Origin of the sequence: Amycolatopsis sp. lyj-90, assembly GCF_046549035.1 — a bacterium.
GTDB lineage: Bacteria > Actinomycetota > Actinomycetes > Mycobacteriales > Pseudonocardiaceae > Amycolatopsis.
Genome location: NZ_JAJPWP010000005.1, coordinates 580,857 through 596,191, shown reverse-complemented (window position 1 = coordinate 596,191; position 15,335 = coordinate 580,857). Strand labels below are relative to the sequence as shown.

Genomic DNA, 15,335 nt, shown 5'->3' with positions numbered 1-15,335 from the left:
CCCCAGGTCACTGCCCTAAAATGCGCTCGTGACGCACGAAACCACCGAAATCACGCTCATGCCGCGAGGCAGACCCGGCGCTCAGCGTCTCTGGGCCTACCTCGCGCTGAGCACGGTTTCCCTGATCAATCTGATCTCGTTCATGCCGAAGTTCCCCAAGCCGCACGAGCTGGCCTGGGGCGACGCGGTGAACTACTACCGGATGTCAGAGCAGACCGGCGCGGCCGTCGAAAACCCGTTCGCGCTGCGCATGCTGAGCCCCTGGATCGTCCACCGCGGCAATCTGCTGACCGGGCTCTCCCTCGACGTCCTCTGGGTCGCCTTCACCTTCGTGGTCACGCTGGCCACGATCCTCGTCTTCTTCGAATTCCTGCGCTCGTACCTGAAGCTCCAGCTGTTCACCTCGGTACTCGCCGCCGTCGCGCTGGCCTGCACGTTCTGGTACGCGCCGTACGCCTTCAGCAACCCTTGGCTGGTCGACCCGCTCAACAACCTCCTCTACCTGCTCGCGATCTGGTTCATCCTCAAGCGCAAGCTGATCCCGTTCGCGATCGTCATCGTGCTGGGCGCGATCAACAAGGAGACGACCCTCCTCCTCGCTCCGCTGTACCCGCTGATCGCGTGGACGCGAGGCCGTTCCTTCCGCGACCGCGATGTCCTGGGGGGCATCGGCGTGTTCGTGGTCTCCGTCGGCATCTACATCGGCTACCGGCTCTGGGCGCAGAACCTCATCGGCGGCGACTACGGCTTCGGCGCGGGACAGTCCAACAGCGGCCTGCTCGACAACATCCGCTTCGCGCTCAACGCGAGCAAGGGCACCGGCCAGGTCGAGTTGTTCAGCACGTTCCACTTCTTCTGGCTGATCTTCGGCTACGGCCTTTACCAGCAGTACCGCCGCCACGGGCTGCGCGCGGAACTGCTGATCGCCGGCATCTGGCTGTTCGCCTGCTGCCTGGCCGGACGGCTGGTCGCGACGGACACCGCACGGGTGTTCGTGATGATGGCGCCGCTGATCCTCGCGCTCTCCGCGGTCGTGCTCGACCAGCAGCGCGGTGAAGGACGGCGGCTCTGGGTCGGCGCGCTGTTCTTCCTGTATGTCGCGGTGAACCTGCGGTTCGTCGGCGGCGCGGCGGTGTTCTGGGTCGACGCCGTCGCCCTACTGATCTTCGCCGCCTTGGTGTCGTTCCCGAAGACACCGAACTGGCCGCGAGCCAAGATCTTCAACGGCTTCCAGCCGCATCAAGGGACCCTGGAAGTGGGGGACGTCAAGTCCTCCTGACGCGCGAACGTCACCAGCGCCAGGACGACACCGAGCAGCGTGCAGTACAACGCGATCACCTGGTGCTTGACGTTCTCCAGGCCGTCGCCGAGCGCGGCCAGCGCGAACTGTCCGGCGGCGACGGCCAGCAGGAAGCCCAGCGCGACGCCCACCGCGTCGCGCCGGGTCTTCCAGCCACGCCACGCGAGCAGGGACCAGATCGGCAGTAACGCGAAGAAACCCAGTGGCGCCAAGAGTTTCGTGATGGTCGACGCCACCGGGACGCGGTATTCCTGCGCCTCCGGCGCGAAACCGGCCGACTGGTCGAAGCTGCCGAGGTAGGGCGGCCGCGCGGTGAGCAGATCGCCCGCCGCGCGGTCCAGGATTCCGATGGTGCGCCAGGGATGCGTCGCGAAGTACTCGACGACGTTGCGCCTGCTGATCTGTTCGCGGTACTTCGGGTACTCGGGATCCATCGTGGCGGGCCGGGCGTGCCACCAGCCGTTGCCCGCGTACTGGCCGAACGAGGCGGGCAGGCCGAGCGCGGCGAGATCGGCCCCGGTGTCGTGCCGACCGTCCACAATGGTCAAGAAGATCGTGTTGAACATGTTGATCTCGCGCGAATCGTCGCCCGGACGCGCGGCGAGAGAGCCATCGGGCAGCTTCGCGGGCTCGACGGTCTGCTGCGCGTAGGCCGTACCTCCGGCGAGCGCGCCGATGACGAACACCACGGGGAGCCAGCGCTTGAGGCCGCGGACGCCGTCCGGGCGGACGAGCAGCGCGGCGAGCGCGAGCACCGGCAGGATCATCAACGTCTGGACCTTGGCGTTGACCGCGATGACGCCGCCGAAGAGCAGCACCGCCAGGCCCGCGTAGCGCCACCAACCAGGCCTAGCGGCCACCAGCAAGCCGCCGACGGCGAGCAGGAGACCGAGGAACGCGGCACCTTCACCGAGCACGGAAGCGAAGTAGCCGAAGAACGCGGAATCCGCGACGACCAGCAACAGCCCCGCGGTCGCGAAGCCGCGGACACGACGTGAGTACGGCAGTCCGACGACGATCAGCGCGACCGCCGCGGCGGCGAGGACGCTGGTCAGCACGCCGAGGACGACCAGGCTGAGCGTCGATTCGAGGCCGAGCAGGCCGCCGATCGACCGCGCGATCCGGGCGAACCAGCTCTGGGTCAGGAGATACGTGGCGTCGCATTCGCCTGCCGGAACGGTGTAGGCGAGGTGCACGAACTGCTCGGGCTTGCCCTTCCACGGGATGCCCGCGCCGCACAGCACGCGGAAGCCGTCACCGTTGTCGGACATCGCGACCGGCCGCGGCACGAGGAAGCGGACGAGCAGCACGGTGAGCGCGACGGCGAACACGCCGAAGCCGAACAGGCGCGAAGGTGCTTCAAGCGCTGCTGGTCGGCTCGGAAGGACGCGTTCGTCGACACTCACGAAGGGCACGGTACGTGGCGGAAATCGGGTGAGAAGTCGAGGGCCGTCGTGACGGACCGCTCGACGTCGGCCCGCAGGAACACGGTGAGCCAGGACGACGTTCCTTCACGCGCGAAGGTCGCGACGCGGTACCTCTCCGAGTACGCCGGATCGATCACGCAGGACTGCTTCGCCGCGTAGCCGTTGTCGGTGATGACGGCGATCGTCGGGCGCCGCCGGGAGACGACGGCCTCGCCCGCTTCTTCGGTCTGACCGCGGACGCCGACGATCTGCAACTGCGTCCCGGCGTGGTACGACAGCACGCCGGGTGCGGACGTGCTCACGACCGAACCGGGCGGCAGGTAGGCGTCGAGCCAGCGGCCGATCTCCTCCATCTGGGCGCCGTGGTCGTGCCAGGCGCGCACGCGAGCCAGCATGTCCGGGCTGAACACCGACACCAGCACGGCGAGCCCGGACAACGCCACCGCGGCGGCGGGCATCAGCCGCTGGACCGGCGGACGCGGCCGGGGGCTCGGTTTCGTGACCGCGGTGAGCACGCCGTAGACCGATACCGCCGCCACCGACAGCAGCGGCGGGATCGGCGCCAGCAGACGCCAGGCGGGCCCGGGGTCGCCGCCGAAGAAGACCACGAACCCGGTGATGGCGGCGGCGGTGACGAGCATCAGCCAGGTCAGCGACCTGGCCTCGGCCACCTGCGGTTCCCGGCCGGTGCGGCGCAGGAGCAACGCCCCCGCCGCGACCAGGCCGAGCAGCAGGAAGCCCTGGTGGACCACCGAAAATCCGGAGAGATACTGCCAGCCGCGGTCGACGCGCGCCGAGACATCGATGTCGAAGGGGATGACGACCGACGACGGGAGGACATGGTCGTAGTAGGTCACCCGCCATGCCGTCCACGGCGCGGCGAACACGAGCCCGCCGAGCAGCCAGCCCGCCGGCGACCACCAGGTGTACCGGCCGCGCAGCGCGGCGATGACCAGCCAGCAGCCGACCAGCACCGCAAGCAACGTCCCCGACGGTCGCGTCATCATCGCGAAGGCGACGAGTACACCCGCGACGACCGGGCGCCGGGCCGCCAGCGAGGCGAACACGCCGAACAGGAGCAGCACGAACAACGGCGTCTCGGTGCCGGATCCGCCGTACGCGGCGAGCCCTCCGGCACCCGCGACGAGCACCGCGGCGGCCACTCCGTAGGCCGGGCGAGACTCCCCTGCGGCCCGCGCGACCACCCGGTTCACCGTCACGTGCGCGAGCAGCACGGCGCCGAGGGTGGCGAGGATCCCGAGCACGATCGCGGAGGTCTCGATATCGGCCCCGAAAGCGGCCTTCGGCAACGCGATCGCGATCATCCAGAGGAAATTCGCGTACCCCTCGATCCGCTCGCCGGTGTTGAACACCGGGCCATTGCCGTCGGCGATGTTCTGGGCGTAGCGGAAAGTGATGTACGCGTCTTCCGCGATGGTCGAAAACACCAGCTGGTGCACCAGTGAGAAACCAAGGGTCAGCGTCAGCGCGGCGGCACGCCAGTTCTTGTCGGCACTGATCTTGGGCCAGGCCACGAGGACGAAAGCGGCGACCACGAACCAGGCGCCGACGAGCGCGACCACCACCTGATCCCCACCCTTCCGGGCCGAGCCACTCCCCTGACAAAAGACTACGGTCAAGTATCGATCACCGCGCCAAGGTGTTTCTTTCGGCGCAGTTAGTTGACACGAATGGGTGAGTTGAGTTTGCGCGGAGTAGGCGTCGTTCCGCCGTTTTCCCCGACGGGATGTGACTCCTTCGGGTAACGGCCCCCGGCGGTTAATCTGGCTTCCCATTCCGTTCCGCACCTCGGGGGTTCCGTGCGGATTCCCCACCCCGAGGAAACCTGTGCCCACCCAGACCTCCCTGTCGGCCGACGTCGTCACGGTGTGCGTCGCACTGCTCGTCATCGCCCTTCCCGGCCTGCTCACAGGTCTCGCCGCCGGTCTGCGCGGCTGGGTGCTCGCGGGCATGACGCCGTTGCTCAGTTACGCCATCGGTGGACTCGCCGGGCCGTGGACGGCCGCCCTCGGGCTCCCGTTCGGACCGGTGACGTATGCGGTGGCGACGGCCTTGTTCGCCGGAATCGCCTACGGTCTGCGACGGCTCACCCTGCGCCGGTGGCCGCCTGAGCCGGAGGAACCGCTGTGGGGACGGGCAGGGCACCTCGCCGTCGGGGCCTGTCTGCTGCTCGCGGCCGCCGTCGGGATGTACGCCGTGGTGCGCGGGATGGGCAGGCTGGACGCCATCCCGCAGGGCTTCGACGCCGTCTATCACGCGAACGGCGTGCGGCAGATCGCCGAAACCGGGGACGGCAGCCTGTTCGGCACCGGCGAGGTCAACTGGTACGGCGACGCGGCGCCGGTCTTCTACCCCAACGCGTATCACCTGCTCGCGTCCGTGGTGTACCTGCTCAGCCCGGCGACCATCCCGCTGACCCTGGACGTGAACACCGCCCTGCTGCCCGCGCTGCTCGCGTTGTCGCTGATCACGATGGTGCGCGTGTTCCGGGGCCGGGCGGTGCTCGCGGGCGCGGTCGCGCTCGTCTCGATCGCGCCGGTGATGGGCCTGTACGAATCGATGAGCAGGGGACCTTTGCTGCCGTTCCTGCTCGGCCTGGCGCTGACCCCGCTGGCCGCCGTCGCGCTGAAGCGGTACCTCGACCGTCCGGCGCCCGACACCGGCTTCGTCCTGGTGATCAGCGCCGTCGGCCTGCTGTGCGTGCACTCGTCTGCGTTGTTCGGCGCGATGCTGTTCGCCGGTCCGCTGCTGTTGCAGCGCTGGGCCGCGCCCGGTGAACGGTGGCCGCGGATCGTGCGGGACCTGCGCGCGCTGGCGATCGTCGGCGCGATCGCGGTCGTCGTGGCGGGGCTGCAGCTGTTCGGCGCGATCGGCCTCGCGAACGGCGAGGTGCCCTACCGCAGCTGGCCGGTGGAATGGCGGGCGACGACGGCGCTCGGCGCGCTGCTGGGCTTCCAGCACTACGAGCCCTATCCGCAGGTGTGGCTTTCGGCCGCGCTGCTGGCCGGGTTCATCTTCTTCGCGCGGGCGGGCGCGCTGCGCTGGATCGGTGTGACGGCGCTGATCACCGGGCTCGCCTACATCGCGGTGACGTCGTCGGAGCAGCCGATCGTGCTGGCGCTGTCCCGGCCGTGGTGGAACGACCCGTACCGGTTCATGTCGATGGCCGCGATCCCCCTGTCGATCATCGCGGCGCACGGGCTCGCCGAGACGCAGGCGTGGCTGCGGGACACCGTGGTGCACCGCAAGGTGCCCGCGTTCGTCGTCGCGGTGGCGGTGTTCGGCGGGTTCGCTTTCTTGAGCAACGGTTTCTACGCGCGGTCCAACGCGGAGAAGATCGCGTCCGGCTACGCGAACACACCCGGCATCAACACGCACAAACTGCCGGTGAGCCCGGACGAAGCCGCCGCGATGGAGAAGCTCGCCGAGTTCGCGAAGCCCGGTGAGCGTGCAGTGAACGACCGTCTGGACGGGACGGTGTGGACCTACGCGCTCTCCGGCGTCCGGACGACCTCGGGACATTTCGACGAGACGCTGTCACCGTCGGACGCGCGGCTGCTGGAGTGGCACTTCCGCGAGTACCCGTCGAACGCCGAGGTGCGGGCGGCCGTGCGGCGGCTGAACGTGCGCTGGGTGATCCTCGGGCAGTACGGCTACCCGCCGGGCGCACTGCGCCAGGCCGGGCTGCGCGATCTGGACGGCCTGAGCTTCGTGACCGAGGTCTACCGGAACCCGGACGCGGTGATCTACCGGTTGAACCCCTGACCGCGTTTAGTCCTCTGGTTGCGGTCCTTGCGGGTGTCAGCGGGGAGTGGCGAGGCGCGCGGAAAGGGCGGCGGCGCCGGCGGTGATCAGGTCGGCGACCGTGAACATGACCCGCGAAGCGATGGCGAAGGCGGTCGCCTGGCCGACGGTGAGACCCGAAGCGGTCAGCACGGCGACCTGCGCGACCTCGCGGACACCGACCCCGCTGGGCAGGATGAACGCGAACGTCCCGACGGTCATCGCGACGGCCATCGCGCCGACGCACAGCACGAAGCCGCTGAAGCCCGGGGTGCCGACGGAGTTCGCCAGCAGCCACAGGTGCACGCCCTGCAGCGCCCACGCCGCCGTCGACGAGCCGAAGACCTTCCCGACGACCGACCAGCTCAGCCGGTGGTCGAGCGGCGGGCGGCGCAGGATGCGCAGCACGAGCGACGTGCCCCAGGTGAGCACCTTCGGGTGCAGCATCGCGAGACCGACCGGGATGAGCACGAACAGCCACATCGCGCGCGGGCTGTTGCTGAACACCGCGGGGGCCGCGAGCAGCGAGACGACCAGCGCGGACACCACGCCGACGCCGAGCTGGATCAGCGAACCGGTGAAGATCCGGGCCCTGGCGAGCCCGGCCTTGCGGCCCAGTTCCATCTGCAGCAGGTACGCCCACACCGAACCCGGCACGTACTTGCCGAGCGAGCCGACGAGGCAGATCTGCGCGCCGCGGGCGTAGCCGATCGGCTTGCCGAGGTCGTCGACCATGACCTGCCAGCCGTAGGTCGACACCATGATGGCGGCGATCAGCGCGAGCAGGCTCAGCGTGGAGGATTCCCAGGCGACGTCGGACAACGTCCGCCAGAATTCACCCCAATTGGCGACAAGTGTCTTCGCCGCGAAAGCGACGACCAGGAGGATGGCGACCCAGCGGACGACGTCGAGGATCTTCGCCTTGGTGGATTTCGGTTGCTTTACCGCAACCGGGGATTCCCCCTCCGGCGTTTCGACTGTCGTCACTGAACCTCCTCGCTTGGCCTCTTTCGCCGCTGGTCAGGCCTGTACGGTCACCAAGCGGCTGAACTCGGTCAGCAGATCGTAGCCGTCCCAAATCGCGGAGAACGTCAGGGCCGATCCGAAGGGAACGACACGGTCGACGCCGCGGCCCGCCAATTCCGTCACGAATTGCGTCAATTCTTCTTTGCTGAAGCCGAATTGACCGACGGTTTGATCTTTGCGGAGCACGATCGGGACGAGGTCGGAAAGCGTGTCGACCCGCGCGTTGGCGAAAGTGCCCGCGCCGAGCCATTCGCGCGGGAGGATCGCGGGGTCGGCCAGTTCGAGCGTCGCGATGCCGTTGCCCTGGAACTCGATGCCGTTGACGAGCCCGTCGACGGCCGCGCCGTACGCCGAAACCCGCTTCTGGACGGCCATCGCGGGCTCGGTGACGTGCTGTTTCTTCGCCAGGACCTCGGCGAGCAGCTTCCGGAACTCCTGCCCTGCTTCGCGAGCACCTGCTTCGTCGCCGACCCAGAACACCGCGCGCGGTGACGAGCAGGCGGCCTGGTCGAACCAGTACGAGTCGTTGTAGAAGCCTTCGGCGGCACCGCGGCGCTCGGTCTCGGAGGCCTCGTGCCAGCCGCGCACCGAAGCGACGGCGAACGAAGACCGGTCCGGGAAGGTCAGGTCGCGCGCGTGCGGCGCCAGCGGGTACTTGCGCAGCGCCGCGACCGAGGCGTCGCCGCCCCAGATGACCCGCAGGTCCGCGGCGACCGAAAGCGCACCGCTGATCGCGTCGCTGCGGTCGTAGGTGACCATGCGCTGCGTCGCGGTGATCGCGGCGGCGGTGCCGGCGTCCACTTCGGACAGTGCGGCGTTCAGTGCTTCCAGCACCGTTTCGGCGGCACCGGCCGAACGCGACGACACGCGGACGACGTTGTGGTTGCCCGCGAGCGCCGAAAGCGCCCACGAGTACACGAAGATCGTGTCGACGTTGGCGGGCGGCACGTGGAAGACGAGGCCGCGCGGGAAGCGCAGCGCGTCGCCGGAAGTCTCCAAAGTGGACAGTGCCTTGGCGATCTCTCCCTTGCGCAGGAAGAAACCGAGCGAGGCCAGCTCGGGGAAACGGCGGGCCGTCGCGGGCGCGAGCAGCTTGCGCGCGAACTTCGTCAGGAACTCGACGACGCGCGGGTCTCCGACGCGCAGCCGTCCGCCGACGGGCTCGGCACGCAGCTCTTCGACGAGCTTGTCGACCTCGATGGCGTCCGAAAGCGGGAAACGCTGGTTGAGAGTCATGCCGCCGCTCCCTGGAAGGTGTCCGAGCAACCGCGGGCCTCGGCCTTGGGCAGCCTGCCCATGACCGAGAAGTGCTTGCCCGGCCAGTCGCCGTCGTCGATTCCGTTGTAGACACCGAGGTCCTCGGTGAGCAGGACGTGCCCAGGATACGAGTGCGGCAGCGTGCTGACGACCTCGATCACGCCGGGCTCGCCGACCGGCTGCTCTTCCCAGGTTTCCGGGTTCCGGATCACGACGTCCGCGAAGTCGGGGCAGTACAACGAGTTCCCGGAAGGTCCTTCGAGGAACACGGTGCCGATCTGCTCGATCATCCCGTAGTAGTTGTGGATCCGGGTGAGCCCGGTGTCCTCTTTGAAGCGACGGCGGAACTCGGTGTTGTCGACCGCGCGGTCGATCAGCTTCTTCCAGCCGCCCGAGTGGATCAGGATCCCGTTCGACAGGTCGAGCTTGTGCTCGCGCGCGACCTCGTAGAGGTACTGCCACACCATGAAGGTGAAGCCGAAGATCAGGAACGGCTTGTCGCCGTAGGTCGCGAGGAAGGTCTTGACCGCCTCGACGTCCGGCTCGTCGTTCTCGTCGAGCACGTAGGTGTGCTTGCGGCCGAAGTTGGCCATGCCCAGCACCCCGGCGCCGCGCGCGGAGAACGAGCGGCGGTTCTTGATGATGCCGATCGTGTCGACCATCAGCATCGGCAGCCGCTCACCGCCGAGGACCTCCTGCAGCGTCGCGCCGAGCTGTTTGGTCTGCGCGCCGGCGGCGGCCTTGTCCAGGTAGATCCGCGACGCGCCCCTGCCGGTGGTCCCCGAGGACGTCAGCGTCTTGAAGATCTCGGACTCCGGAATGGACCGGAGGTCGTGCGTCTTGAACATCCGCACCGGCAGCCACGGCAGGTCCGCGATGGACGCGAACGAAGCGTCCCGCGCGATGCCCAGCGACGAGAGAATCCGGTCGTACCCTTCGGAGTTCTCGCGGTGGTGCGCGGTGAGTTCGGCGAGCTGCGGAAGCAGGTGCTTCTCGCGCTCAGCTTGGGACAACGTGAACACACTCATGCTGTTTCCTCCGCGAGTTTGCGCGCGACCGCGATCGTGTCGACAGGGCGAGACATGGCCTCACACGTCACCTGCCCGGGAAAAGCGCCCTGCCGCCCCGATAGCGGGGCCTGACGGCCAGCGCGCGCTCTGTGGTCGGCTCGTGTGCCGCGGCTACTCATACCTGGGCCTCCAGCGACCGGTAGTCGATCTTGCCGCTGGCCAGCAGCGGCACGGTGTCGCATGCGCGGACGTCGAACCCGCTGGTGTGCAGGTGGAGCCGCTCGGACAGCGCCTTCGCGGCGTCCTTGCACATATCTTTGTCGGCCCCCTCCGCGAACAGGACGACCTTGTCCCCGGCCGGGACGGCGGCCACGACGTCGATCCCCACCGAAGCAGAACGCACGGCCTGCTCGAGATCATCCAGGCTGACCCGGTTGCCGAAGACCTTGCCGATCCGCTTGAGCCGTCCGGTGATGTAGAGGAACCCGTCCTCGTCGAGGTAGCCGAGGTCGCCGGTGGGCAGCACGCCGCCCCATTCGTCGCCCGCGGCCAGCCCGGCCTCGTCGTCGGCGTAGCCCATCATCACGTTGGGGCCGCGGTACACGACCTCGCCGACGATCTTCGGGTGTTTGGTCTCGGAGCCGTCCTCACGCCGGACTGCGAACGAGCCGCCGGGCAACGCGGGCCCGGCGGAACCGAGCTTTTCCGCGAGCCGCTCCGCCGGGACGGTGGTCATCCGCGGCGCGGCCTCGGTCTGGCCGTACATGACGAACATCCGCCCGCCGACCGCGCGGATCTTGTCGTTGAACTGGGTGACGAGGTCGTCGCGGAGCTTGCCGCCCGCCTGGGTCAGCGTGCGCAGCGTCGGGTATTTCGCCGGGTCGAACTTGAGGCGCCGCAGCATCTCGTAGTGGTACGGGACCCCGGCGAGCGACGTCACCTTGTACTCGTTGACCGCGTCCCAGAAGCCACGCCCGAGCACGCCGGAGGGCTCGATGACCACGGTCGCGCCGCGGACGAGGTGGGAGTTCAGCACGGACAGGCCGTAGCTGTAGTGCAGCGGGAGGCTGGTCGGCGCGACCTCGTCGCGGTCGATGCCGAGCACCTGCGCGATCGCGTCGGCGTTGGCGAACACCGCGCCACGGGAGAGCCGGACCAGCTTCGGGTTGCCGGTGGAACCGCTGGTCGGCAGGAGGACGGCCAGGTGGGGATGCGGCTCGACCCCTTCGGCGGACTCCCGGACCCAGTGCCCGTCGGAGACGCCGTAACCCTCGGGTGCGGGTGCGTCCGGCGCGGACAGCACGGCGGCCGGGCGGAAGCGCTCGATGAGCCCCGCCAGGACGTCGGCGTCGAGCGCCGGGTCGATCAGCGCGATCGCGCGGCCCGCCTCGAACGCGCCGAGGTAGTTCAGCACGCTGGGCAGGTCCACCGACGTCCGCGCGAACAGCGCGCCGGGCGGCAGCAGTGACAACGCGGTCCCCACGCGGGTGACCTCGGTGTCGAGTTCCTCGCCCGCGAGCGTCTTGCCGCTCGTGACGTCGATGAGCCGTGCACCCACACCCAAAAGGGTCATCAGAGAACCAAGCCTCCGTCGATGCCCAGCACCTGCCCGGTGATGAACGAAGCGTCATCACTGACCAGGAACCGGATCGCGTTCGCCACGTCCTCGGGCGTCCCGAGCCGTCCGAGGGGGGTCTTGCCGATGTTCTCGGCCTTGGCGTCCTCGGTCAGCCCCGAGGTCAGGTCGGTGTCGATGACGCCGGGCGCCACCGCGTTGACCCGGATCCCGGACCGGCCGAGTTCCTTCGCGGCCGAACGCGCGATGTTCGCCACCGCCGCCTTCGAGGCCGCGTACACGGTCTGACCGGCGCTTCCGTGCTCGCCGACGATCGAGGCCAGCACCACGATGGCGCCGCTCTTCTTGCGCATCATCGCCCTGGCCGCGGCCTGGACGGTGTGCAGCGTTCCGGCGACGTTCGTGCTCAGCGTGGTGTCGATCAGTTCGTCGCGGATCATGCCGAGGAGCGCGTCCTCCATGATCCCGGCGTTGGCGACCACGATGTCGAGCTTGCCGTGCTCCTTGGCCACGCCGCGGACCACCGTCGAGACGGCTTTGGCGTCGGTGACGTCCAGCGCGAGGCCGCTCGCGGCCCCCGCCGCGGCGGCCGCTTCCTTGGCCTTGGCCTCGTCACGACCGGTCAGCACGACGGTGGCACCCGCTTCCGCGAGCGCCCGCGCGGTGGCCAGCCCGATCCCCCGCGTACCGCCGGTGACCAGGGCGACCTTGCCGTCCAGCATCACTTGTTCTGGAGGTCGGTCACCATGTCGACGGCGACCTTGAAGCTGGACATGTCGATCACCTGGTCGGTGTCGAATTCCACCTCGAACTCGTCCTCGATGGCCGCGACCAGCGCCATGTGACCGACCGAGTCCCACGCTTCGATGTCGCGGTACTTCAGGTTTTCGACGTCGACCTCGCCATCGAGGTCCAGCGCCTCGACGAAGACCTCACGCAGCTTGCCGGCGACTTCCGCCATCTTGTGACTCCTACTCACTCGCGCGGACGGGCGTCCCACGCCTTCACCAAGGTAGAGAGGTCACCGGGCAGCCGGTCGGCCAGCCCGTCCTCAGGGAGACCCCCCTTACCCTTCAGCCACGGTCCCAGTGCCTCGATGGTGGCCTCGTCCAGCCCGCGGCGGGACAGCCCGACGGTATTGACGCCCGTCACCCGTGCGGGGTTGCCGACGGCGATGGTGAACGCGCCCACCTCCTTGCGGACGGCGGAGCTCATCCCGACCATCGCGCCGGGGCCGATCACGACCCGCTGGTGCAGGATCGCGCCCATGCCGAGGTTCGCCCCGGACCAGATGTGGCAGTGGCCACCGGTGATCACGTTCGACGCGACCGTGACGGCGTCCTCGACCAGGCAGTCGTGGGCGATGTGGGAGCCGCGGAGGAAGTAGCCGCCGTCGCCGATGGTGGTCGTGCGCCAGGTGCCCTGGTGGACGCTGACGTACTCGCGGATCCGGTTGCGGCTCCCGATGACGACGCCGTGCCCGTCGTGATCGGGATCACCGTTCGGCGCGGAGTCCCAGGCGGCGGGGTGCTCACGGCCGCGGTCCTCGCCGGGGGTCCCGATGGTCACGTGCGGACCGATCCAGTTGCCGTCGCCGATCCGCGCCGGGCCCACGATGACCGTGAACGGTCCGATGACGTTGTCGTCACCGAGCTCGACACCCTCGCCGATGATCGCGGTCGGGTGGATGCGGTTCACCACGTGAGATCCGTTCGTTGTGGCTGGGAGGCAGCCTGGGGTAATGGGCGCTTCGGCGGTCCCGGTAACGTGTGGCCCGCGCCAGAGAGGGCGGCCGGGCGCAGAACCGGCGGCTCACTGTACCGGACGCACCAGAACGCCCAGTCGAGAGAGACTTGCAGATGATCCCCATTACCGTGGTCGACGTCCGTGACGCGGAGGACCTCGTCGTCGAGGTGCTGCGATCCGGCGCCATCGCACAGGGACCGATGGTCAAGCGCTTCGAGGATGCGTTCGCGAGCGTTTCCGGCACGAAGCACGCGATCGCCGTCAACAACGGCACCACCGCGCTGGTCGCCGCCATCCAGGCGCTCGACCTCAAGCCGGGTGACGAGGTCGTCACCTCGCCGTTCACCTTCGTGGCGACGCTGAACGCGATCCTGGAGGCGGGCGCGACCGTCCGCTTCGCCGACATCCGCCGCGACGACTTCGCGATCGACCCGGACGCCGTCGCCGCCGCGATCACCGACCGCACCAAGGTCCTGATGCCCGTGCACCTCTACGGGCAGACCGCGGACATGGGCAAGCTCGCGCCGCTGGCCGCCGAGCACGGCCTCAAGGTGATCGAGGACTCCGCGCAGGCCGTCGGGGCCTCGTTCGAGGGCAAGCAGGCCGGATCCTTCGGAATCGGCTGTTTCTCCTTGTACGCCACCAAGAACATCACCACCGCCGAGGGCGGCGTCATCACCACGGATGACGACAAGCTGGCCGACGCGCTGCGCGTGCTGCGCAACCAGGGCATGCGCGCCCGCTACCAGTACGAGGTCGCCGGGCACAACTACCGGATGACCGACCTGCACGCCGCCGTCGGCATCCCGCAGCTGGAGAAGCTGGACCAGCTCACCGCCGCCCGCCAGGCCAATGCGAAGCGCCTCTCCGAAGGCCTCGCCGGCACGCCGGGTCTGGACATCCCGCAGGTCCTTCCGGGCCGCGAACACGTGTGGCACCAGTACACCGTGCTGGTCGGCCCGCACGCCTTCCTCTCGCGCGACGAACTCGCCGCCGCCCTCACCGAAAAGGGCATCGGCAACGGGATCTACTACCCGAAGATCGTCTTCGACTACGACTGCTACCGGAACAACCCGCTGATCCCCGACGCGAAGGTCGAGGACTTCCCGGTGGCCGCTTCCGTTGCCGCGCAGGCGCTTTCGCTGCCCGTGCACCCGCACCTCTCCGAGTCCGACCTGGACACCATCATCGAAACGGTTCGCGAGGTGCTCGGCGCATGACCACCCACAAGATCGCCCTCATCGGCACCGGCAACATGGGCTCGCTGCACGCCCGTGTCCTCGCCGCGAACGAGCGCGTGGACCTCGTCCGCGTGATCGACCCGCGCGAAGAGGCGGGCCGCAAGGTCGCCGAGCGCTACGAAACCCAGTGGACGCCCGAAATCGGCTCGCTGTCCGATGTGGACGCCGTCGTGCTCGCTTCGGCCACCGAGGCGCATTACGAGCTGGCGCAGGAGATCCTGGGCCAGGGCAAGCCGTTGCTGGTCGAGAAGCCGGTCTGCAACAGCCTGGAATTCTCCAAGGAGATCGTCGGCCTTTCGGCGAAGAAGGACGTCCCGCTGATGTGCGGGCTCCTGGAGCGCTACAACCCGGCCGTGATGACCGCGCGGGCACTGGTCAACGAGCCGATCCACCTGATGGCCCGCCGCCACGGTCCGTACGCGCCGCGTATCAAGACCGGTGTCGCGTGGGACCTGCTGGTGCACGACGTCGACCTGGCGATCCAGTTCTTCGGCGGCGCGACCCCGCAGCGGGTCGCCTCCGGAGCGGGCTACTTCCACCCGAACTCGGTCGAGGGCGCCGAAGACACCATCGAGACGGTGCTGTCGTTCGAGTCCGGCCTCGCCACGGTTTCCGCTTCCCGCCTCGGCCAGCGCAAGGTCCGCTCGCTGTGGGTGTCCGAACTGGACCGCATGATCGAGATCGACCTGCTCCGCCGCGACGTCACCATCTACCGGCACGTCTCGCACGACTCGGTCACCGAGGACGGCCTCGGTTACCGGCAGCAGACGGTCATCGAGATCCCGGAACTGGTCACCGCGCGCGAGCCGCTGGCGACCCAGCTGGACCGGTTCCTCGAACTGCTCGAAGGCAAGATCGACGCCGACACCGAGCGGGACCTGATCCTGCCTTCGCACGCCGTCGTCGACCAGGTGCTGACCCAGGCCGCTGCCTGACCTCCGCGGGGAC

General features: G+C 68.8%; 13 protein-coding genes. 4 read left to right on the top strand and 9 right to left on the bottom strand.

What is annotated here, in order from left to right; translation table 11 throughout:
- The first annotated feature begins 28 nt into the window (after window positions 1-28).
- Complete coding sequence (locus ACLJPX_RS22165) at window positions 29-1,279, top strand: hypothetical protein (RefSeq protein WP_410601750.1); 1,251 nt, start codon at window positions 29-31, stop codon at window positions 1,277-1,279.
- On the opposite strand, the gene ACLJPX_RS22160 is transcribed toward ACLJPX_RS22165, so the two are convergent.
- Window positions 1,240-2,706, bottom strand: a complete 1,467-nt coding sequence (locus ACLJPX_RS22160; RefSeq protein WP_410601749.1) for a hypothetical protein — start codon at window positions 2,704-2,706, stop codon at window positions 1,240-1,242. The genes ACLJPX_RS22165 and ACLJPX_RS22160 overlap by 40 nt on opposite strands.
- On the bottom strand, window positions 2,703-4,313 hold the full coding sequence (locus ACLJPX_RS22155; RefSeq protein ID WP_410601748.1) for a hypothetical protein: 1,611 nt from the start codon (window positions 4,311-4,313) through the stop codon (window positions 2,703-2,705). The genes ACLJPX_RS22160 and ACLJPX_RS22155 overlap by 4 nt, the downstream gene beginning before the upstream one ends.
- A 262-nt stretch (window positions 4,314-4,575) precedes the next feature.
- On the opposite strand from ACLJPX_RS22155, the gene ACLJPX_RS22150 reads away from it, so the two are divergent.
- Window positions 4,576-6,513: a DUF6541 family protein gene (locus ACLJPX_RS22150; RefSeq protein WP_410601747.1), complete on the top strand. Its 1,938-nt coding sequence runs from the start codon at window positions 4,576-4,578 to the stop codon at window positions 6,511-6,513.
- A 36-nt stretch (window positions 6,514-6,549) separates the two neighbouring features.
- On the opposite strand, the gene ACLJPX_RS22145 is transcribed toward ACLJPX_RS22150, so the two are convergent.
- From ACLJPX_RS22145 to ACLJPX_RS22115, 7 genes are all read right to left on the bottom strand, one after another.
- Window positions 6,550-7,518, bottom strand: a complete 969-nt coding sequence (locus tag ACLJPX_RS22145; protein WP_410601746.1) for a lysylphosphatidylglycerol synthase transmembrane domain-containing protein — start codon at window positions 7,516-7,518, stop codon at window positions 6,550-6,552.
- Window positions 7,519-7,551: 33 nt separating this feature from the next.
- Window positions 7,552-8,793, bottom strand: a complete 1,242-nt coding sequence (locus ACLJPX_RS22140) for an acyl-CoA reductase (RefSeq protein ID WP_410601745.1) — start codon at window positions 8,791-8,793, stop codon at window positions 7,552-7,554.
- Window positions 8,790-9,842: an acyl-protein synthetase gene (locus ACLJPX_RS22135; RefSeq protein ID WP_410601744.1), complete on the bottom strand. Its 1,053-nt coding sequence runs from the start codon at window positions 9,840-9,842 to the stop codon at window positions 8,790-8,792. Before ACLJPX_RS22135 ends, ACLJPX_RS22140 begins: the two co-directional genes overlap by 4 nt.
- A 157-nt stretch (window positions 9,843-9,999) precedes the next feature.
- The gene (locus ACLJPX_RS22130; RefSeq protein ID WP_410601743.1) at window positions 10,000-11,397 is read right to left on the bottom strand and encodes an AMP-binding protein; all 1,398 of its coding nucleotides are present in this window, start codon (window positions 11,395-11,397) and stop codon (window positions 10,000-10,002) included.
- Complete coding sequence (locus ACLJPX_RS22125; RefSeq protein ID WP_410601742.1) at window positions 11,397-12,122, bottom strand: SDR family NAD(P)-dependent oxidoreductase; 726 nt, start codon at window positions 12,120-12,122, stop codon at window positions 11,397-11,399. The genes ACLJPX_RS22130 and ACLJPX_RS22125 overlap by 1 nt, the downstream gene beginning before the upstream one ends.
- Window positions 12,122-12,361 (bottom strand): acyl carrier protein, encoded by a 240-nt coding sequence (locus ACLJPX_RS22120; protein WP_410601741.1) that lies wholly within the window; start codon window positions 12,359-12,361, stop codon window positions 12,122-12,124. The genes ACLJPX_RS22125 and ACLJPX_RS22120 overlap by 1 nt, the downstream gene beginning before the upstream one ends.
- 14 nt (window positions 12,362-12,375) lie before the next feature.
- Window positions 12,376-13,101: a UDP-N-acetylglucosamine acyltransferase gene (locus tag ACLJPX_RS22115; protein WP_410601740.1), complete on the bottom strand. Its 726-nt coding sequence runs from the start codon at window positions 13,099-13,101 to the stop codon at window positions 12,376-12,378.
- Window positions 13,102-13,259: 158 nt separating this feature from the next.
- Between ACLJPX_RS22115 and ACLJPX_RS22110 the strand changes: the two genes are divergently transcribed.
- Window positions 13,260-14,366, top strand: a complete 1,107-nt coding sequence (locus ACLJPX_RS22110) for a DegT/DnrJ/EryC1/StrS family aminotransferase (RefSeq protein WP_410601739.1) — start codon at window positions 13,260-13,262, stop codon at window positions 14,364-14,366.
- The gene (locus ACLJPX_RS22105) at window positions 14,363-15,322 is read left to right on the top strand and encodes a Gfo/Idh/MocA family protein (RefSeq protein WP_101611775.1); all 960 of its coding nucleotides are present in this window, start codon (window positions 14,363-14,365) and stop codon (window positions 15,320-15,322) included. Before ACLJPX_RS22110 ends, ACLJPX_RS22105 begins: the two co-directional genes overlap by 4 nt.
- Window positions 15,323-15,335: the final 13 nt, after the last annotated feature.

Coding starts and splice junctions, on each gene's coding strand:
- ACLJPX_RS22105 (WP_101611775.1), top strand. CDS start 14,363: ATGACCACCCACAAGATCGCCCTCATCGGCACCGGCAACATGGGCTCG.
- ACLJPX_RS22130 (WP_410601743.1), bottom strand. CDS start 11,397: ATGACCCTTTTGGGTGTGGGTGCACGGCTCATCGACGTCACGAGCGGC.
- ACLJPX_RS22125 (WP_410601742.1), bottom strand. CDS start 12,122: ATGCTGGACGGCAAGGTCGCCCTGGTCACCGGCGGTACGCGGGGGATC.
- ACLJPX_RS22140 (WP_410601745.1), bottom strand. CDS start 8,793: ATGACTCTCAACCAGCGTTTCCCGCTTTCGGACGCCATCGAGGTCGAC.
- ACLJPX_RS22120 (WP_410601741.1), bottom strand. CDS start 12,361: ATGGCGGAAGTCGCCGGCAAGCTGCGTGAGGTCTTCGTCGAGGCGCTG.
- ACLJPX_RS22110 (WP_410601739.1), top strand. CDS start 13,260: ATGATCCCCATTACCGTGGTCGACGTCCGTGACGCGGAGGACCTCGTC.
- ACLJPX_RS22135 (WP_410601744.1), bottom strand. CDS start 9,842: ATGAGTGTGTTCACGTTGTCCCAAGCTGAGCGCGAGAAGCACCTGCTT.